The organism is Kocuria varians, from assembly GCF_006539885.1.
GTDB classification, from domain to species: domain Bacteria; phylum Actinomycetota; class Actinomycetes; order Actinomycetales; family Micrococcaceae; genus Kocuria; species Kocuria varians.
Genome location: NZ_BJNW01000017.1, coordinates 63,401 through 81,972, shown reverse-complemented (window position 1 = coordinate 81,972; position 18,572 = coordinate 63,401). Strand labels below are relative to the sequence as shown.

Below are 18,572 nucleotides of genomic sequence, written 5' to 3'. Positions count from 1 at the left end.
GCATAAGCGGCGGAATCCGTGGCGTGCCATGGTTCGGGAAAGATTGTGGACAAGGATGAATATGCGCATGCATGACCGCTTGTCAGCGCGAGATACGGTCGGGGACGAGGTGCAACAATTCTGCGCGGTGCGAGACACCAGCCTGTGGCAGAGGGCAGAGGGCAGAGGGCAGAGGCAGAGGGGGAGTAGGCAGGTGGCCGGTGGCGAGGCGCGGCGACGCGACGGTGGCCCGGGCCAGGCGTCGTCGTGGGCGGAGAACTGCACACCGTGCGAAGGCACTTATGCCTGTCGGCGGCCTCTCCTACAGTGAACGCATGCTGATCCTGCACACCTCCGACTGGCACCTGGGACGCACCTTCCACGGCGTCGACATCCTGGACGTCCAGGCCCGGGCCATGGCCGAGATCGTGGCATGGGTCCGAGAGCACGGGGTGGACGTGGTCCTCGTGTCCGGTGACGTCTACGACCGGGCACAGCCACGCACGGAGGTGGTCGAGCTGCTCAACACCACGCTCGCGCAGCTACGGGGCGCCGGTGCCTACGTGGTGCTCACGAGCGGGAACCACGACTCGCCCGCGCGCCTGGGCTTCGGCTCCCAGATCATGGCGCACGGCGGCGTGTTCCTCCTGACCGCAGTGGACGGTGCCGCCCGCCCGGTCCTGTTCGCGGAGTCCGGCGCCGGCGACATCTCGGCCGTGCGGGCGCTGCCATCCGATGCGGGGAGGCCCTCACCATCAGCGGATGAGGCTCCTACTCTCGCGGTCTACGGCATTCCCTACCTCGAGCCCCGCGCCACGGCACCGCTGCTCGACTGTCCACCCACGCACCAGGCCGTCATGGGTGCGGTGATGTCCGAGATCGACGCCGATCGGGTTGCCCGGGGCGGGCCCACCTCCGTCGTGATGGCACATGCCTTCGTGACGGGTGCACAGGCGACGGACTCGGAGCGCATCGTGGACTCCGGCGGACTCGGAACGGTGTCCGCGGACGTCTTCGCCGCACACGACTACGCGGCGCTGGGACACATCCACCGTCGTCAGCGGATCACGGAGACCGCGCGCTACAGCGGCTCGCCCGTGGCCTACTCGTTCTCCGAGGCCACCCACCCCAAGGGAGCGTGGCTCGTGAGGGCCGATGCCGCGGGCCTGGGTGACGTCGTTCCCCTCGACCACCGGGCGGGCCTCCGGCTCGCGCGGCTGCGGGGGCCGCTGGAAACCCTGGTGTCGGACCCGGAGCTGACGGCCGAGGAGGACGCCTGGTGCCAGGTGGTCCTCACGGACGCCGAACGCCCCGCCTCCGCCATGGACCGTGTCCGGTCCCGCTTCCCCCGCACCGTCGAGCTGCGGTGGGAGCCGGAGGGTGGTCGGACCGTGGCCCAGCGCGCCTACAGTGCACAGCTCGAGGAAGCGGCCAGCACCGAGGAGTTGTGTGCGCGCTTCTACGAGCACGTGCGGTTCCGGGCCCTCACGGAGGAGGAGTGCACCGAGATCTCAGAGGCAGTGTCCGCCGTGCAGAGCAGGGGAGTGGAGCAGTGAAGGTTCATCGGCTGGAGATCACGGCCTTCGGGCCGTTCGCCGGGCACGAGGTCGTGGACTTCGACCTCCTCAACGAGGCCGGGGTCTTCCTGCTCAACGGCGAGACGGGCGCGGGCAAGACGAGCGTCCTGGACGCCATCTGCTTCGCCCTCTACGGCTCGGGCCCCACGACCGTGGGCAAGGGCGGGCGCAAGGCCCAGCACAGTGACCATGCCGAACCGCACACGGCTCCGAGCGTGGAGGTCGAGTTCACGGCGGCCGGTCGCCGGTGGTGCGTGACGAGATCTGCCGCGTGGCGAGAACCTTCACGGCGCGCCGCCTCCGGGTGGAGCGACCGCCACGCCACGGTGCTTCTGCGGGAGTACGTCGACGGCGCGTGGATCGACCGAGGTTACCGGCCGGACGACGTGGGCCAGACGATTCACCACGCCGTGGGCCTGGACCGCGAACAGTTCACCCAGGTCATGATGCTGCCCCAGGGAAAGTTCGCGCAGTTCCTCCAGGCAGGCTCCCGGGAACGGGAGGACCTTCTGGAGACGCTCTTCGGCACGGACGTCTACGCCGCCGTGCAGGACGAGCTGAAGACACGTTCAGACGCCGCCAAGAGCGATCTGGCCACGGCGCGCCTCGAGGTCGAACGCTCCGAGGACCTGCTCTCACGTCTGCGGACGCGCCTGGCGCTGACGGTCGACCAGCTCCCGGTGGACGCGGCGGCGACGACGGCGCAGGCCTCCTTCTCCGGCAGCGGCACCGGCCCGGTCCCCGTCTCGGAGAGCGCGGCCGGAACCGGGGCGGCGTCGTCCGATGGTTCCGGAGAGTCGGAGGGATCGGTGGAAGAAGGGGAGCCGAGTCTCAGGGATCGTTGGCGCGAGCTGGTGACCGAGTGCTCGTCCGTGACCGCGCGGGTGGAGTCGACGAGAGATGACGCCGCGGCGGCACACGCGAGGGCCCAGCAGAGGGTCGCGGAAATCGAGGCGTTGAGCGCACTCGTCGCCCGCCACGAGGTGCTGACCCGCCGCCGTGCCGAGCTGCAGAGCGATGCCGAGCGTCTCGACGAGACCGTCCGCCGCCTCGAGGGCCACACTGCCGCGCGGGAACTCAGGGAGCCCCTGGCGCAGGCGGAGGGAACCCGTGAACGGGAAATGGCGGCGAGGTCCGCCGTCGAACGTCTGCGCACCGCCCTGCTCACCGACAACGGGGAGGGGTGGACCTTCAGGGACGTTCTCCCGGACCGACCGGAGGTGCTGGACGAGGCGCGTGCGGGAGACCGGATGCCGAGCGGGTTGCGGGACGCCGCGGTGTCCGCGCGCGAGGCGGCCAAGGGCGTCGTCGCACGCGTCCGGAAGCTTGCCCGGGACGAAACCATCCTCAAGGCCGACGAAGAACGTTTGCGGCGACTGGAGGACCGGGCCGCCGAGGTCGGTGACCGGCTCCGATTGCTGCAGGAAACCCTGACCTCGGCACAGGAGGAGCAGGAGAGCCTCGCGGCCCAGGTCAAGGACGAAGCCCTGATCCGGGAGCGCGCACGAGCCGCCCGTGCTGCGGTGGAGGCCAGCCGCGAGTACGCACGGGCGCGTGCGGCGGAGGAGGAGAAGGCCCGCGGCTACGAGCGGGCCGAGGGGATGCGTCGGGAGGCAGCGCACACCGTGGAGGCCCTCGAGGCGCGCAGGTACGCGAACGCCGCGGCCAGCCTGGCGAGCGAGCTGCGCGACGGGGACCCGTGCCCCGTCTGCGGTTCCACCAGCCACCCGCGTGTGGCAGCAGGCGGCCCCGAGGAAGACGTTACAGCGGGGATGCTCGAGCGAGCCCGGACGGAGCGGGACAGCGCCCAGGACGCCACGGATGCCGCGCACGAGCAGTGGCAACGAGCGCAACAGCAGTCCGTCGAGTGGCTCGCCCACGGCGCTTCGGAGGACCTGGAGGCCGTTGCGGAACGGGAGCAGGTGGCCCGTCACGCGGAGGAGGAGCTCGACGCCGCCATGGAGCACTGGCAGCGGGCGCAGCAGAGGATCTCGGAGGCCACCGCCGCGGTCGACGAGCTGGAGGCCGAGCGGTCCCGGATCGCGACGGAGAGCGCCGGCCTGCAGACCGTGGTGGAGACCACCTGGGTGCGTTGCGCCGAGGAGCGCGAGCAGGTCTCGCTGCTGACCGGACACTTCCCGAGCGCAGACGCCCTGCTCCGGGCAGCGGAGGACCTCGTGGGGACCGTGTCCCGGTGGCAGGAGGCACAGGCGGAGCTGGATGCCGCGCGGCAGGAGCGGCGCAGCTCCGAGGATGCCCTGGCACGCGCACTCGAGCGCTCCCCGTTCACCTCCGAGAAGGAGATCGCGGCCGCGCTCCTGGACGACCGGGAAGCACGGGAGCTGACGGTCTGGGTCACCGGAATCCGGGACGAGACGTCATCCCTGGAGGCGGAACTCGCCACGGCGGACATGCGCCGCGTCGCCGGTCTCGGGCAGGACGAACGCACCGAGCTCTCGGAGGAATCCCTGCACCGCGCGCACTCCGAGCGGGATGCGGCCGAGCGTCGCAGGGACGGGCTGAACAGGCACCTGGGTGGACTCGAGGCGCTCGCGGCCGATGCGCGCTCCCACGCACACGAGGCTCCGAGCCTGGAGCACACACTCGAAGCCGCTGCGGAGCGTTCCGCGCGGCTGGCAGGGCTCGCGGACGTCGCCACCGCCAACTCCTCCGAGAACTCCCTGCGCATGACCCTCACGTCCTTCGTGCTGGCGGCCAAGCTGGAGCACGTGGCTGCGGTGGCGTCGGAGCACCTCTCCACGATGTCCTCGGGCCGCTTCACCCTGGTCCACACGGACCAGGCCCGGGGCGGGGGCAAGTCCGGCCTTGGGCTGGAGATCGACGACGCCTGGACCGGGGTGCGCCGCGGAACGGAAACCCTCTCCGGGGGCGAGTCCTTCTTCACCTCCCTTGCCCTGGCTCTCGCGCTCGCGGACGTCGTCCGGGCGGAGGCGGGAGGCACCGAGATCGACACGCTCTTCGTGGACGAGGGCTTCGGGTCCCTGGACGAGCAGACCCTCGAACAGGTCCTCGAAACCCTGGACGGTCTGCGCCGCGGTGGACGCGTGATCGGGGTGGTCTCCCACGTCAGCGAGATGAAGCAGCGGATCGAGACGCAGCTCGTGGTCACCAAGACGCCGCAGGGTTCCCACCTGGCGGTGGAGGCGGGGCCGTGGGGTGCTCACGTAGGCTGAGAGCGTGAGCACCGTGACCCAGACCCCGGCCACCGGTTCCGCCACGGGCACTCCCGGGCTGCGCGAGCGGCTGGTCCGCAGCGACCGTCGGCTCAGTGCGATCACCCTGCTGCTGCGCCTGCCCCAGGTGATGGCTCCGCTGGGTGTCCTCACGACGGTCGCGTACTCCACGTCCTCTGCGTGGTCCGCCGGCCTGAGCTCCGCAGCGCTGTGCCTCGGCATGGCCGTGTGCGCGGTGGGTCTCGCGCTGTTCTCGAACGTGCGGTGGTTGCAGTGGGCCCTGATCGGCATGGCGCTCATCCAGGGCGGCGTGATGTGGCAGCTGTCCCGCGTGAACGTCTCCACCGTGCCCGTCTCGTGGGAGGCGGTCTCCGCTTTCCTGCCCTTCTTCATCGCCGGGCTCTCACTCGCGCCCATGGGCCTCGCGGCTCGGCTGCGGTGGGCCTCCGTGCTCGCGGGGCAGGGACGGCTCCAGGCGTTCTCCACGGCCATGCGCCGGGAGTCGGTCAACGAGGCGCTCGCCACCGTCCTGGGCGCGGCACTCACCGGTCTGCTCGCGGTGCTCCTGGGCCCCTCCACGGTGCTGCAGGTCTCGGCGGTCCTCTCCGTGGTGATGATGGTCGTCTTCGTCGCCCACCGCTCCGCCCGCTACCCCCAGGCCAACGTCCCGGTGCACCTCTTCTGGCACGACCTGACGGGGTTGTCCTCCGCCGGTTCCACGGCGCAGGACAGCGTGGTGCTCCAGGGCAGCGACATGTTCGACGAGCCCTCCGCGCGCCGGGCCGCCAGTGCCCCGCGCATCACCACCGCGCGGCTGCGCCTCGGACTGCTCTACGGCATCGCCGCGCTCAACGCCCTGCTGGGAGCGGTGCAGGGTTGCCTGGCCGTCTACACGGTGTCCCTGGACAGTGTGGAGACCATGGGCGCGATCTACGCGCTGCTCGGTGTGGGGGCCGCGGTGGGCTCGATCCTGGCCGTGCGCTTCCGGCACCACATCACGGCGTCGAACCTCATGGTGCTCGCGGGCACCGGCGCCCTCCTCACGTCCATGCTGCTCTCGGCGCCGTCGGGGACCTTCGGGTACACGGGGGTGCTCATGCTCGTGGGCCTGTTCTCCGGCCCGTCCCTGCTCTGCCTCCACAGCTGCGCGGGCCAGGTGGGCGTCACCAAGGGCTTCATGGGACTCGTGGCGCAGATGTCCGTGGTCTCGAACGTCTCCACCGCCGTGGGCCTGATCATCTGCGCCCACCTGGGTGCGCACCGCGACTACATGTCCGCCGCCATGGTTCCGGTGGCGGCCGCCATGCTGCTGCTCGGAACGGCCCTGTTCTTCAGCCACACCCGGCGCCGCTCCACGGTGCGCGACCCCCGGATCTGAGCGCCTTCGGGAGCTGAGTGCCCTCGGATCTGGGCGCCCTCGCGTTCCCCGAGGACGACGCCGCCCCGGTGCCTTTCGTACGAAAGGCACCGGGGCGGCGTCGTCGGCCCGCGGACCGGGCCGTTCTCACGGACGGTGCCGCGCCCACGAGGTCAGTGACCCCGGGCGATCCACTCTGCCAGGTGGGGCCGTTCGTCCCCGATGGCGGTGGAGTCGCCGTGGCCCGTGAGCACCAGCGTCTCGTCCGGCAGCGTGAACAGGCGCTTGTCGATCGAGTCGACGATCGTGGGGAAGTCCGAGTAGGAGCGCCCCGTGGCCCCGGGCCCACCCTGGAACAGGGTGTCGCCGGTGAACACGACCCCGTGCTCGCCGAGTCCCGGCGCGTGGAAGACGACCGAACCGGGGGAGTGCCCCGGGGTGGCGATCACGGTGAACTCCACCGCACCCGCGGTGAGCCGCTGCCCGTCGTGCAGCGGCTCGGGCTCCGCGCCCTCCGGGTACACGGCGTGCCACAGCATGAGGTCCTCGGAGCTCATGAGCACGGGCGGCTCGGGGTCCAGCTGGGCCACGAGCTCGCGGACGGCCGCGATGTGGTCGTCGTGGCCGTGGGTCAGCAGCACGTGGGTCACGGCACGGCCGTCGATCGCAGCCAGGACGGCCTCCGGATCGTGGGCGGGGTCGATCACCACGCACTCCGCCTGGTTGCCGACGACCCACACGTTGTTCTCGACATCCCAGGTCTGGCCGTCCAGGCTGAACGTGCCCTCCGTGACGCAGTTGGTCACGGTGACGCCGTCATCGGGATCGGTGAGCGCGGTCTGCGGTGTCTGCGTCATCGGGCCACCTCCACGACGGAACGCAGCACCTTGCCGGACTTCATGGTCTCGAACGCCGCGTCCACGTCCTCGAGGTCTATCCGCTCGGACACGAACGCGTCCAGGTCCAGACGGCCCAGGACGTACTGGTCCACGAGCATCGGGAAGTCCCGGGAGGGCAGAGTGTCCCCGTACCAGGCGGACTTGATGGACCCGCCGTGCGAGAACACCTGGTCCAGCGGCAGCTCCGCGACCGTTCCTGGGTCGGGCACGCCCACCAGGACCATGCGTCCGGCGAGGTCGCGCGCCTTGAAGGCCTGCAGGAAGGTGTCCGCCACACCCACGGCGTCGACCACGAGGTCCGCGCCGTTGCCGCCCGTGAGCTCGCGGATCCCCTCGACCGCGTCCGCCGTGCCGGAGTTGATCACGTGGGTCGCGCCGAGGCGCCGCGCGGTGGCGAGCTTCTCGTCGTCCACGTCCACCGCGATAATGGTCGTGGCACCGGCCAGTGCGGCCCCTGCGACCGCCGCCGTGCCCACGCCACCGCAGCCGATCACTGCCACCGACTCGCCGCGCTTGACCGCGCCGGTGTTCAGCGCGGCCCCGATGCCGGCGGTCACGCCGCAGCCCAGCAGACCCACGGCCGCGTACTGGTCGTCCTCCAGCGGGGACTCGATCCGGGTGCACTGCCCGGCCGCCACGAGGGTCTTCTCGATGAACGCGCCGATGCCCAGCGCGGGCTCCAGCTCCGTGCCGTCCTCCAAGGTCATCTTCTGCGTCGCGTTGTGGGTGTCGAAGCAGTACCAGGGCTCGCCCCGGCGGCACGCACGGCACTCGCCGCACACGGCGCGCCAGTTGAGGATCACATGGTCACCCACCTCGACCTCGGTGACGCCCTCGCCCACGGCGCTGACCACGCCCGCGGCCTCGTGGCCCAGCAGGTACGGGAAGTCGTCACCCACGCCGCCCACCTTGTAGTGCAGGTCGGTCTGGCACACCCCGCACGTGAGCACGTCAACCAGCGCCTCGCCGGGCCCCGGGTCCGGGACCAGGACGGTCTCCAGGGTCGCGGGCTCGTTCTTGGCCCGGACCACTACGCCTTTGACCTTGTGCATGAGGTTGCCTCCGTTGCTCGGGAATGGACTGTCCCCTCCAGTATGGGGGATGGCCCCGCGTACGAGGAGAGCCTGCGGGCTGACCCGACGGGCGAGGGGCCCGCACGGTCGTGTCCGTGCGGGCCCCTCGTGGCCCTCGGGCCGGCGGATCCTGTGCTCAGGAGTCCTGGGAGTAGTCGACGTGCTCGGCGTGCAGCCGAATGGTGCGCCCCTCGGCCTCGAGCTTCTCCTCCTTCTTCTGCAGCTTCTTCACCTGGGCGGTGTCGCGCGGAGGGAGCTGGATGGTGCGCTCTGCGCGGATGCCGCCCTGCAGCTGGCGTACGCGCTCGAGCTCTGCGTCCACCTCTGCGCCGAAGAGCAGCGCGTTGTTCATGATCCACAGGCCCAGCAGCAGGATGATCACGGAGCCGATGATTCCGTAGGTGGCGTTGTACTTGGCGAAGTTGGCCACGTAGAAGGCGAACGCGAGGCCCGCGACGATCATGAACACGAGTGAGATGGCCGCGCCGGGGCTCATCCAGCGGAACTTGGGCTGCTGCACATTGGGGGTCGCGTAGAACAGAATGGCAATGAGCAGCACGAGCAGCAGCAGCACCACGGGGATCTTGGCCCAGTTCCACACGGTCACCGCCGTGGCGCCCAACCCCACGGCGTCGCCGAGGGTCTGCGCGAGGTCACCAGAGAGCAGCACCATGACCATGACGGCGGCCACGATGAGCACCATGATGAGCGTGACCAGCAGCATGACGGGCTTGAGCTTCCAGAAGGGACGGCCCTCCTCCACCCCGTAGACGCGGTTGAGTGCGCGGGAGAACGCGCCGGTGTAGCCGGAGGCGGTCCACAGGGCGCCCACGATGCCCACCAGCAGCGCGAGCCCTGCGCCCGACTGGGTGGTCAGCTGCGAGATGGGCTCGGAGAGCAGGTCCACGAGGGACGCCGGCGCGTACTGGTCGAGGAAGTCCAGGATGGCCTTGGTGGTGGCCTCACCCTGGCCGAACACACCGAGCAGGGAGACGAGTGCCAGCAGCGCCGGGAAGATGGACAGCACGGCGAAGTAGGTCAGCGTGGCCGCGAGGTCTGTGCAACCGTCCTTGGTGAACTCGAACAGGGCCCGCTTGAAGACGTAGCCCCACGACTGTCCCTTCAGCTTGCGGGGGGAATCGGGCTTGGAGTCGTGGTCCGGGTGGGGGGCGGCATCCTTCCGGTGCAAGGTGGCCTCCGGGTTGTGCTCAGTCATGGGGGTCCTCTCGGGGAGCGGAAGTGTCGGGGGTGGAACTCAGATGCTGCGGGAAGTCTACTGCGTGTCGCACCACCGGCGGGCTCGGTGGCCGAGACGACGACACCGCGCCCGTGACGAGTCACGGACGCGGTGCTGGTGTGGGGCGTGGGATCAGCGGGACAGCGAGAGCGCATACTGGTGAATGCGCTCGCTGAGCCGCGTCAGGACCCTGATCTCCTGGGCGTCGAGCGCGGTGCTCATGACGTCCGCGACCTTCTGGTCGTTGTCACGCGAGATCTCGTCGTAGAGCTGGATCCCGGCCTCGGTCAGGGCCACGCGCACTCCGCGCAGGTCCTGCGAGTCCTGGCGACGCGTCACCAGTCCCTTGTTCTCGAGCCGCTCGAGCATGCGGGACAGGCTCGACTGCGTCAGCAGCACGTGGCTGTTGAGGTCACGCAACCGCAGACCGCCGCGGTCGGAACCGTGCAGCGTGGTCAGGACCTCGAACTCCCTGCGGGACAGCCCGCGAAGATCGACTTCGCGCTGGAGCTCCCGCGTGACGGAGACGTGGCAACGACTCAAGGCATCCCACGCCTCGATACTCCCCCTGGACGACATACTTCCCCCTTAGATAACGCCCACCCCCCGATGGGCGTTATCCATATGTTACGAGAAGGTCACTGCGCATCCCGAAGGGTGGGTGTCCACACTTCTGACCGAACTCGGGGGGTCTGTCCACGAAAAAGGGGCATGGGGAATAGGGAGGGGCGGCATAAACAAAGGGGCCCTCGCGCATCTGCACGAGGGCCCCGGAATTGTGGGGTGGGACTGTCTACTTGATGCCGAGCACGGAGGCCGTGTGTCCCATGATCTCGTCCGCGAGCTGCGGGTTGTCGTTGAGCTTCACGCCGTAGGCGGGAATGAGCTCCTTGATCCGCGGCTCCCACTCGGACATCTTCGAGGGGAAGCACTTGGAGAGCAGGTTGAGCATGATGGGCACCGCCGTGGAGGCACCGGGGGAGGCGCCGAGCAGCGCCCCGATGGAGCCGTCCGCGCTCGTGACGAGCTCCGTGCCGAACTGCAGCACGCCGCCCTTGGCCTTGTCCTTCTTCATGACCTGCACACGCTGGCCCGCCTCGATGAGCTCCCACTGGGACTCCTGCGCGGTGGGGTAGTACTCGTGCAGGGCCTCGATGCGCTGCGAACGGGTTTTGGTCAGCTCGCCCAGCAGGTACTTCACGAGGTCCAGGTTGGCCATGCCCGCGCGCGTCATAGGGTACAGGTTGTGCGCGCGCACGCTGCGGGGCAGGTCCAGCAGCGAACCCTGCTTGAGGAAGTTCGGGCGGAAGCCGCCGTAGGGGCCGAACATGATGGCCCGCTCGCCGTCCACGTAGCGCGTGTCCAGGTGGGGCACGGACATGGGTGGCGCGCCCACGGAGGCCTGGCCGTAGACCTTGGCATTGTGCTGGGAGGTCACCGTGGGGTCCACGTTGCGCAGGAAGAGCCCGGAGACGGGGAACCCGCCGTACCCCTGGGCCTCCTTGATGCCGGACTTCTGCAGCAGCGGCAGGGCACCGCCGCCAGCACCCAGGAAGACGAACTTCGCGCGGATCACGCGGTCGTTGTCCCGGTTCAGCCGGTCCTTGACGGACACGAGCCAGGAACCGTCGCTCTGGCGGTGCAGGGTGGTGACCTGCTGGCCGTACTGGATGCTGACGTTGCGTCCGCCCAGGTGACGCAGCAGCTGGTTGGTCAGGGAGCCGAAGTCCACGTCCGTGCCCTCGGGGGCGAACGTGGCGGCCACGCGACCGGCGCCGCGGCCGTGCATGGTCAGCGGTGCCCACTGGGCGATCTGCTCGCGGTCCTCGGTGAACTCCATGCGTTCGAAGAGCTTGTTCGGCTTGAACGCGTCGTAGCGGGCGCGCAGGTAGTTGGCGTGGTCCTCGCCGAAGACCATGGAGATGTGGGGCACCGAGTTGATGAAGGTCTTGGGATCGCCCAGCGTCCCGTTCTCCACGAGGGAGCTCCACAGCTGACGCGTGATCTGGAACTGCTCGTTGATGTTCAGCGCCTTGGTGGCGCTCACGGTGCCGTCCGCGGCCTGGGGTGCGTAGTTCAGCTCGCACAGAGCGGAGTGCCCGGTGCCCGCGTTGTTCCAGGCGTTGGAGCTCTCGAGACCGGCGGCGTCCAGGCGCTCGAGCACCGTGAGCTTCCACTCGGGCTGCAGGTCGTTGAGCAGTGTGGCGAGGGTGGCACTCATGATGCCTGCGCCGACAAGGACGACGTCGGTGGATTCGGTGGGCTGAAGTGAGGTCACGATTTCTCCCGTGCGTGCGAGGTGGGCGCGACGTCGCGCCCTGACGTTCGTCGTCCAGGGTATCGCCCGCCCGGGGCAACTCCCAACGGCCCCGGGGCACCCGCGGCACGTTGTGTCGTGCCGGCGGCTCGCGGCGGCGTCGTCAGGCGAGCTGCAGCTCGTTGAAGCGCTCGAAGCCCGTGGAGGTCAGCGGGAAGCTGGCCACGCGGGAGTTCACGGCCACGGCGGAGACGGGATGGCACAGCGGCACGGCGGGCACGACGTCCGACACGCGGTCGTTGAGCGCCTTGTAGGCGGCGTTGCGCGCGTCCCCGGTCTCCATGGCGGCGGCGCGGTTGACCGCGGTCATGATGCCGTTGTCCGCGAAGCCCATCTGCGAGTCGGGGTTGCCGAGCAGCGGGGCCATGAAGCTGTCCGGGTCCCGGAAGCTGCCGCTCCAGCCGAGCAGGCTGAAGGCGTGGTCCTTGCTCGGGTCCGTGACGATGTCCGCGTAGCCGTCCTCCCAGTCCACGGGCACCGGGGTGATCGCGAACCCGGCGCGGGTGAGCTGCGCGGAGATCTGCGCGTACACGCGTTCGGGCTCCTGCAGGTACATCCGTGAAGTGCTGCGGGGGTAGTAGAAGGGGAGCTTCTGCCCTTTGTACGTGCTGGCCCTGAGCAGGTCCTTGGCGTGCTGGGGGTCGTAGCCGGGGATCGCGAGGTCGTCGCCGTCCACGTTGAACCGGGCGGGCACGAACTGGTCCGCGACGTTCGTGCCGTTGGGGAACAGGTTCTTGGCGATCGCGGAGCGGTCGATCGCAGCGGCGACGGCGCGGCGCACGTTCACGTCCCGCAGGATCGTCGCGCTCGGGTTCAGCCCCAGATAGCTCACCGAGTAGGGGTCGCGGTAGAGCACCTGCACGCCCTTGCGTGCGAGGGGGCCGAAGGCGTCCAGGCCCACGAGGTCGTAGGCGTCCACCTCGCCGGAGAGCAGCGCGGCGCAGCGCACGTCCGCGTCCGGGATGACACGCATCTCCAGGGTTCCCACGTCCCCGAGCTCGCCCCAGTAGCGCTCGTGCGCCACGAGCTTCACGGCAGTCTCGGTCGCCGAGTCGAAGCGGAACGGCCCGGTGCCCACCGGGTGCCGCTCGCCGCTGCCGTCCGTGATGCTGCGGGGGGAGGCGATCCCGAACGCCGGCTGGGTCAGGGCGGTGAGCAGCGGGGTGTAGGGCCGGGTCAGGCGCAGCACCACCGTGTGCTCGTCCTTCACCTCCGTGCCGGCGTAGGCCGTGCCGACCTGCGGGTTGGTGTGGCCGTGACGGAACGTGGTGGCGAACGCGCAGCGTGGAGCCCACGACTCGTCCGACTCCGCCTGCGCCTGCCACTTGTCGAAGTTGGCCTTCACGGCCGCGGCGTCCAGCGCCGAGCCGTCGTGGAAGACGACGCCGCGGCGCAGGGAGAAGGTCACGCTGCGGCGGTCGTCGGAGACGGTCCAGGACTCCGCGAGACCCGGCGCCGGTTCGCCCGTGGAGCGGTCCGCCGTGACGAGCCCCTCGAGGATCTGCGCCGAGACCCGTGAGGTCTCCTGCGAGTTGCGGCGGGACGGGTCCAAGCCGGCCGGCCTGGCGGCGTGCGCGAGGACGAAGGTGCCGCTCGGTGCCGAGACGCTTGCGGACGGCCGGGAGGTCCCGGTGGCGCATCCGGTCAGTGCCAGGCCCAGCCCGGCGGCGGCGAGGAACGTCCGCCGGCCGAAGCGGTTCTCAGCTGCCACCGCGGGTCCTTTCTGCCGGCCTGGTGCGTGCTGCGCGCGGAACGCAGGAGCGGGGGTGCGCAAGACGGGAATCGAACCCGCACGCCGTGAGGCACAGGAACCTAAATCCTGCGTGTCTACCAGTTCCACCACTCGCGCAGTCGTCGGCTCCGCAGGGTCCGGGGGCCGTCGAGATCGAGGTCCATACTAACCAGTGAGCGCCTGGGACCTTTCGGGTGGCGCGCACGGGGCCCGCCCGGGAGGCGCCGCAGGGAGGCGGGCCGGCGCCGCGCGCGTCGTCGTCCTCCCCGGTCGTGAGACCGCTGCACGCACGAGGCCGCCGCGGGGTCAGGCGTCGAGGCCCAGGTCCCGGCGCAGCTTGGCCACGTGGCCCGTGGCGCGCACGTTGTACTGCGCGAGAGTCACCACGCCGTTCTCGTCGAGCACGACCGTGGAGCGGATCAGGCCCTCGTAGACCTTGCCGTAGTTCTTCTTCTCGCCCCACGCGCCGTAGGCCTCGGCCACCCGGTGGTCGGGGTCCGAGAGCAGCGGGAAGCCGAGATCCTGCGCGGTGGTGAATCGCTCCAGCGCGGCGGGCGCGTCCGGCGAGATCCCGATCACCCGGTAGCCCTCCGCGGTGAAGGAGGCCATGCTGTCGCGGAAATCACACGCCTCGGTGGTGCACCCCGGAGTGGCGGCCTTCGGGTAGAAGTACAGGATGCTGCGCTGCCCGTGCAGCTGCTCGGAGGAGAAGGTCTCGCCGTGGGCGTCCTGGAGGCTGAAGGCGGGGGCGGTGTCGCCCGGGGCCAAACGTGAAGTCATGACACGGTCCTTCCGTGGGAGGTGACAGGTGTTCCTCAAGTATGCGACCTGCACGTACAGTGCAGGGGTGCGTCGCGGACCCACCGTGCAGCGACCCTACTGCCCGGACGCCCGGTGCAGCACGCGAAACCGACCGTTCTCGTGTGCCACGCCGTGAGGCCCGGAACAGTGCACGGGGAGCGGAGTGCGCGACGCGGGGAATTGACTGATCAGCACTCTTACTGTAAGTGCCCGAGACCGACGAACGGATAAGATTCAGCCCATGACGTACAGGAACCAGTGGCCCACGAACCGCCTGCTGTCCACGGCTGCGCGTCTCGTGGAGCACGCGTGGAACGAGAACCTTGCGACTCTCGGCATCACCCACGCGGGCGTCATGGCACTGGACGTCCTGCACACGGAGGGCAGCATGACCCAGGCGCAGCTCGCGCGGCGGGTCAGGGTGCAGGCCCAGACCATGGGCAAGACCCTGCACCGCCTGGAGGTTCACGGCCACATCACCCGCTCCAAGAACGAGCACGACCGCCGCTCCCACGTGGTGAGCATCTCGGCCGCGGGGGAGCAGGTGCTGGCGGAGGCCGCACGCCTCGAGCACGGTCTGCTGGGCTCCGACGGCGAGTCGGACGAGCAGTTCCGGCGCCGCCTCGCGGAGATCATCTCCGCACTCGGCGGAGCGCGGTGGCGCAAGGAGGTCGAGGAAGGTCTCGACGCCGACGCCCGCCGCCGGGACGCCGTCGACACCGCTCCTGTCGCGGACTCCGAAGAGCAGGACCGCGCCCGCAGCGAGCTCGGCACCGCGTGGTCCACGTCGCGGATCACCGCCGCTCAGGAGCGTCTTCTGCCCTCGTGCCCGCACGGGGGCATGTTCTTGCGCGCCGACATGACCTCGGGCACGACAAAGGCCCCGACCGTTCATTCCTGAACGGTCGGGGCCTCGCGGTGCGCCCCCAGGGACTTGAACCCTGAACCCATTGATTAAGAGTCAATTGCTCTGCCAATTGAGCTAGAGGCGCGTGATGCTTCGGAAGTCCTGCTCGGCTCTCGCCGTTGCTTTCTCCCTCGCAACGAGAGACAACATTAGCACCCCCGGACGGTGAGTCAAATCGACCCCTGGGAGCCCGCCGAGACCGCGTGATGGTGGAGTCCGGGGATGATCTGCGGAGGCATGGAGTCACGGGATGGAGAGGGCGCGGCTGGTCGTCGGCCCCTCGCTAGACTCGGGGCATGGATCCCCAGCCCCGCACCGTGCCCCTGTCCGACCTGCGCGTCGTGTCCCTGCCCGAGCGGCCGCTGTTCGAGGAGATCAGGGCCGCGGCCACGGGCTTCCGCTGCGTGTTCTGGGACCTCGTGGACGAGCCGGAGGGCTGCGCGCGCGAGGACGTGGACATTGCGGTGGCCCCCTACTACTCCCAGCGCTGGCGCAAGGATCCCTCCGTGGTGCGAGACGTCTCCCTGCTTCAGCTGCAGTCCACGGGCTTCGACGGTGTTCAGGACATGATCGGTCCGGACGTCGCGCTGGCGGCCGGCGGCTGGGTGCACGCCGCGGGTACGAGCGAGATCGCCCTGGGCCTCGTGATCGCGGCGCAGCGGAACCTGGACCGCGCGGTCCTCGCCCAGCACGAGGGTCGGTGGGATCCCTTCTTCTCCCGCTCGGTCGCGGACTCGCGCGTGACCGTGGTGGGCGCGGGGGAGGTGGGCCGGGCGATCACCGCGCGGCTGCTCCCGTTCGAGGTTGAGCTCACGCGAGTGGCCTCCCGCGCCCGCGAGGACGAGTCCGGCCACGTGCACGGTGCGGACGAGCTGGGGGAGATCCTCCCGTGCACCGACATCCTGATCCTGGCGCTGCCCCTCAACGACGCCACGCGCCACCTCGTGGGTGAGCGGCTGCTCTCCCTCCTGCCCGACGGCGCCCTGGTGGTCAACGTGGGACGTGGCGCCGTGGTGGACACGGACGCGCTCACCGCGGAGGTGACGGCGGGGCGCCTGCGGTGCGCGCTCGACGTCGTCGACCCCGAGCCTCTGCCCGGCGACCACCCGCTGATGGGCGCGGAGGGCGCCATCGTGCTGCCGCACATCGGTGGATCCAACTCCTCCTTCCGCCCCCGCATCCGCAAGCTCGTGCTCGAGCAGCTGGAGGCCGTCCGTCGCGGTGAGCGCCCGCAGTTCCTCGTCCAGCCCGGGCGTCTCGAGCTGCCCGAGGACTGAGGCCGGGGCGGGTCTGTGACGCCGTGCGGCGGTGCGGGACGGCCCGTCTCAGAGTATGGTCCACATTGTGAGACGCGGTGTCCGCAGATTGACACGAGGGTTTCCCACGTCACACGATGAGGGCATGAATTCGGCACCGTGCATCCTCGTAGACCTCGTACCGGTCGTCCTCATCGGACACCGGGCCTGAGGAGTACTCGACGCGCGTACCCGCCAGGCCCTCAGTCCACGGAACCCGTGGCCAGGGCCTTTTTCATGTACGACGACCTCCCACCGGCTCGTTCCCGCCACGCACCATCCCGCTCGGCACCACGCACACCACGGCACGTAAGGACACAGCACTATGAGCAAGGATCAGCCGATCTCACCGGCGGTGATGGCGCAGCGGCACGCGCCGTCCGCCTCGGTCGCGCAATCCGCTGAGACGGACACGGCACGGCTGACGGGGTCCGCGGCGGACGTCGTCGCCCCCGAGGAGATGACCGGGTCGCAGGCGATCATCCGCTCCCTCGAGCAGCTGGGTGTCACGGACGTCTTCGGTCTGCCGGGCGGGGCGATCCTGCCCACCTACGACCCCCTCCTGGACGCCGAGAAGATCAACCACATCCTCGTGCGCCACGAGCAGGGCGCGGGTCACGCGGCCGAGGGGTACGCGCTGGCCTCCGGGCGCGTGGGCGTGTGCATCGCGACCTCCGGACCCGGTGCCACCAACCTGGTCACCGCACTCGCGGACGCCAACATGGACTCGATCCCCATGCTTGCGATCACGGGCCAGGTGGCGAGCTCGTCCATCGGCTCGGACGCGTTCCAGGAGGCGGACATCGTGGGGATGACGATGCCCGTGACCAAGCACTCCTACCTGGTGACGAAGGCCCAGGACGTCCCGCGCGTGATCGCGGAGGCGTACCACCTGGCCTCGACCGGGCGTCCCGGTCCCGTGCTGGTGGACGTGGCCAAGGACGCCCAGCAGGGCACGATGACCTTCAGCTGGCCCCCCACCATGGACCTGCCCGGCTACCGTCCCGTGACCCGCGGGCACTCCAAACAGATCAAGGAGGCCGCGCGCATGATCGCGGCCGCCGAGCGCCCGGTGCTCTACACCGGCGGCGGTGGGATGCGCGCGGACGTGGCGGACGAGCTGCGCGAGCTCGCGGAGCTCACCGGTGCCCCCGTGGTCACCACGCTCACCGCACGCGGCATCTTCCCGGACTCCCACCCCCAGAACATGGGGATGCCCGGCATGCACGGCACGGTGCCCGCTGTCTACGCGATGCAGCAGGCGGACCTGCTCGTGACGCTGGGTGCCCGTTTCGACGACCGTGTGACCGGTCAGCTGGACACCTTCGCCCCGAACGCCAAGGTGATCCACGCGGACATCGACCCCGCGGAGATCTCCAAGAACCGGATCGCGGACGTCCCGATCGTGGGAGACCTGAAGCACGTGATCCCGGACCTCACCCAGGCCGTGCGCCAGGAGTTCGAGGCCGCCGGCACGCCGGACCTCGAGGCGTGGTGGTCCGCGCTGAACACGCTGAAGGAGACGTACCCGCTCGGCTACACGAGCACCGACGACGGCCACGGCAGCCCGCAGTACGTGATCGAGCGGATCTCCGCCCTCACCGGCCCGGAGGCGGTCTACGCCTCCGGGGTGGGCCAGCACCAGATGTGGTCCGCCCAGTTCGTGGACTACGAGCGCCCCCGCCAGTGGCTGAACTCCTCGGGCCTGGGCACCATGGGTTTCGCGGTTCCCGCGGCCATGGGTGCGAAGGTGGCCCAGCCGGACCGGGTGGTGTGGGCGATCGACGGCGACGGCTGCTTCCAGATGACCAACCAGGAACTTGCCACGTGCATGATCAACGACATCCCCATCAAGGTGGCGGTGATCAACAACTCCTCACTCGGCATGGTGCGGCAGTGGCAGACGCTGTTCTACGACGGCCGCTACTCCAACACCGAGCTGAACACGGGACACAACTCCCGCCGGATCCCGGACTTCGTGAAGCTCGCCGAGGCCTACGGCTGCGCGGCGCTGCGCTGCGAGCGGGACGAGGACGTGGACGAGACCATCAAGAAGGCGCTCGCGATCAACGACCGCCCCGTGGTGATCGACTTCGTGGTCTCCGCGGACGCAATGGTGTGGCCCATGGTGCCCTCCGGCGTGTCCAACGACCAGATCCAGATCGCCCGCAACATGACGCCCGAGTGGGACACGGAGGACTGAT

The 18,572-nt window shown here is 69.8% G+C and carries 12 protein-coding genes, 2 tRNA genes and 1 pseudogene; 6 read left to right on the top strand and 9 right to left on the bottom strand.

Annotated elements, in window-relative coordinates; genetic code table 11:
• Window positions 1-314: 314 nt before the first annotated feature.
• Genes KVA01_RS09860 through KVA01_RS09850 form a run of 3 tightly spaced genes read left to right on the top strand, consistent with a single transcriptional unit; the run spans window position 315 to window position 6,128 of the window.
• Entirely contained in the window at window positions 315-1,535 is a 1,221-nt protein-coding gene (locus KVA01_RS09860) for an exonuclease SbcCD subunit D (protein WP_068469466.1), read from the top strand.
• Entirely contained in the window at window positions 1,532-4,750 is a 3,219-nt protein-coding gene (locus tag KVA01_RS09855) for an AAA family ATPase (RefSeq protein WP_068469468.1), read from the top strand. The genes KVA01_RS09860 and KVA01_RS09855 overlap by 4 nt, the downstream gene beginning before the upstream one ends.
• A gap of 4 nt (window positions 4,751-4,754) precedes the next feature.
• Window positions 4,755-6,128, top strand: coding sequence for an MFS transporter (locus tag KVA01_RS09850; RefSeq protein WP_068469470.1), 1,374 nt, complete (start codon window positions 4,755-4,757; stop codon window positions 6,126-6,128).
• Window positions 6,129-6,280: 152 nt separating this feature from the next.
• Here KVA01_RS09850 and KVA01_RS09845 read toward each other — a convergent pair whose 3' ends face one another.
• From KVA01_RS09845 to bcp, 8 genes are all read right to left on the bottom strand, one after another.
• Window positions 6,281-6,964, bottom strand: coding sequence for an MBL fold metallo-hydrolase (locus KVA01_RS09845; protein WP_068469472.1), 684 nt, complete (start codon window positions 6,962-6,964; stop codon window positions 6,281-6,283).
• The gene (locus tag KVA01_RS09840) at window positions 6,961-8,058 is read right to left on the bottom strand and encodes an S-(hydroxymethyl)mycothiol dehydrogenase (protein ID WP_068469474.1); all 1,098 of its coding nucleotides are present in this window, start codon (window positions 8,056-8,058) and stop codon (window positions 6,961-6,963) included. The genes KVA01_RS09845 and KVA01_RS09840 overlap by 4 nt, the downstream gene beginning before the upstream one ends.
• A 157-nt stretch (window positions 8,059-8,215) precedes the next feature.
• Window positions 8,216-9,295 carry a YihY/virulence factor BrkB family protein gene (locus KVA01_RS09835; protein ID WP_068469476.1) on the bottom strand — a complete coding sequence of 360 codons (1,080 nt, stop codon included), beginning with the start codon at window positions 9,293-9,295 and terminating at the stop codon, window positions 8,216-8,218.
• 153 nt (window positions 9,296-9,448) lie between these two features.
• A complete protein-coding gene (locus KVA01_RS09830; RefSeq protein WP_231860647.1) occupies window positions 9,449-9,859 on the bottom strand; it encodes a MarR family winged helix-turn-helix transcriptional regulator in 411 nt (136 codons plus the stop codon).
• A gap of 250 nt (window positions 9,860-10,109) precedes the next feature.
• Window positions 10,110-11,594 carry a malate:quinone oxidoreductase gene (locus KVA01_RS09825; RefSeq protein WP_141270022.1) on the bottom strand — a complete coding sequence of 495 codons (1,485 nt, stop codon included), beginning with the start codon at window positions 11,592-11,594 and terminating at the stop codon, window positions 10,110-10,112.
• Window positions 11,595-11,736: 142 nt separating this feature from the next.
• Window positions 11,737-13,344 carry an ABC transporter substrate-binding protein gene (locus KVA01_RS09820; RefSeq protein WP_141270020.1) on the bottom strand — a complete coding sequence of 536 codons (1,608 nt, stop codon included), beginning with the start codon at window positions 13,342-13,344 and terminating at the stop codon, window positions 11,737-11,739.
• Between the two features lie 56 nt (window positions 13,345-13,400).
• Window positions 13,401-13,482, bottom strand: a tRNA-Leu gene (locus KVA01_RS09815).
• Window positions 13,483-13,671: 189 nt separating this feature from the next.
• The gene (gene bcp / locus KVA01_RS09810; protein ID WP_141270018.1) at window positions 13,672-14,145 is read right to left on the bottom strand and encodes a thioredoxin-dependent thiol peroxidase; all 474 of its coding nucleotides are present in this window, start codon (window positions 14,143-14,145) and stop codon (window positions 13,672-13,674) included.
• A gap of 262 nt (window positions 14,146-14,407) precedes the next feature.
• Between bcp and KVA01_RS09805 the strand changes: the two are divergent.
• A pseudogene (locus KVA01_RS09805) lies at window positions 14,408-14,845 on the top strand (MarR family winged helix-turn-helix transcriptional regulator); the annotation flags it as partial.
• A gap of 240 nt (window positions 14,846-15,085) precedes the next feature.
• Here KVA01_RS09805 and KVA01_RS09800 read toward each other — a convergent pair.
• Window positions 15,086-15,158: transfer RNA gene (locus tag KVA01_RS09800), tRNA-Lys, on the bottom strand.
• Between the two features lie 211 nt (window positions 15,159-15,369).
• On the opposite strand from KVA01_RS09800, the gene KVA01_RS09795 reads away from it, so the two are divergent.
• Both KVA01_RS09795 and KVA01_RS09790 read left to right on the top strand, forming a co-directional pair.
• Window positions 15,370-16,350 carry an NAD(P)-dependent oxidoreductase gene (locus KVA01_RS09795; RefSeq protein WP_068469484.1) on the top strand — a complete coding sequence of 327 codons (981 nt, stop codon included), beginning with the start codon at window positions 15,370-15,372 and terminating at the stop codon, window positions 16,348-16,350.
• Window positions 16,351-16,693: 343 nt separating this feature from the next.
• On the top strand, window positions 16,694-18,571 hold the full coding sequence (locus KVA01_RS09790; protein WP_068469486.1) for an acetolactate synthase large subunit: 1,878 nt from the start codon (window positions 16,694-16,696) through the stop codon (window positions 18,569-18,571).
• Window position 18,572 lies beyond the last annotated feature (1 nt).

Excerpts from the sequence above, each read along its gene's own strand:
- KVA01_RS09860 (WP_068469466.1), top strand. The coding sequence starts at position 315 with ATGCTGATCCTGCACACCTCCGACTGGCACCTGGGACGCACCTTCCAC.
- KVA01_RS09845 (WP_068469472.1), bottom strand. The coding sequence starts at position 6,964 with ATGACGCAGACACCGCAGACCGCGCTCACCGATCCCGATGACGGCGTC.
- KVA01_RS09840 (WP_068469474.1), bottom strand. The coding sequence starts at position 8,058 with ATGCACAAGGTCAAAGGCGTAGTGGTCCGGGCCAAGAACGAGCCCGCG.
- KVA01_RS09835 (WP_068469476.1), bottom strand. The coding sequence starts at position 9,295 with ATGACTGAGCACAACCCGGAGGCCACCTTGCACCGGAAGGATGCCGCC.
- bcp (WP_141270018.1), bottom strand. The coding sequence starts at position 14,145 with ATGACTTCACGTTTGGCCCCGGGCGACACCGCCCCCGCCTTCAGCCTC.
- KVA01_RS09795 (WP_068469484.1), top strand. The coding sequence starts at position 15,370 with ATGGATCCCCAGCCCCGCACCGTGCCCCTGTCCGACCTGCGCGTCGTG.
- KVA01_RS09790 (WP_068469486.1), top strand. The coding sequence starts at position 16,694 with ATGAGCAAGGATCAGCCGATCTCACCGGCGGTGATGGCGCAGCGGCAC.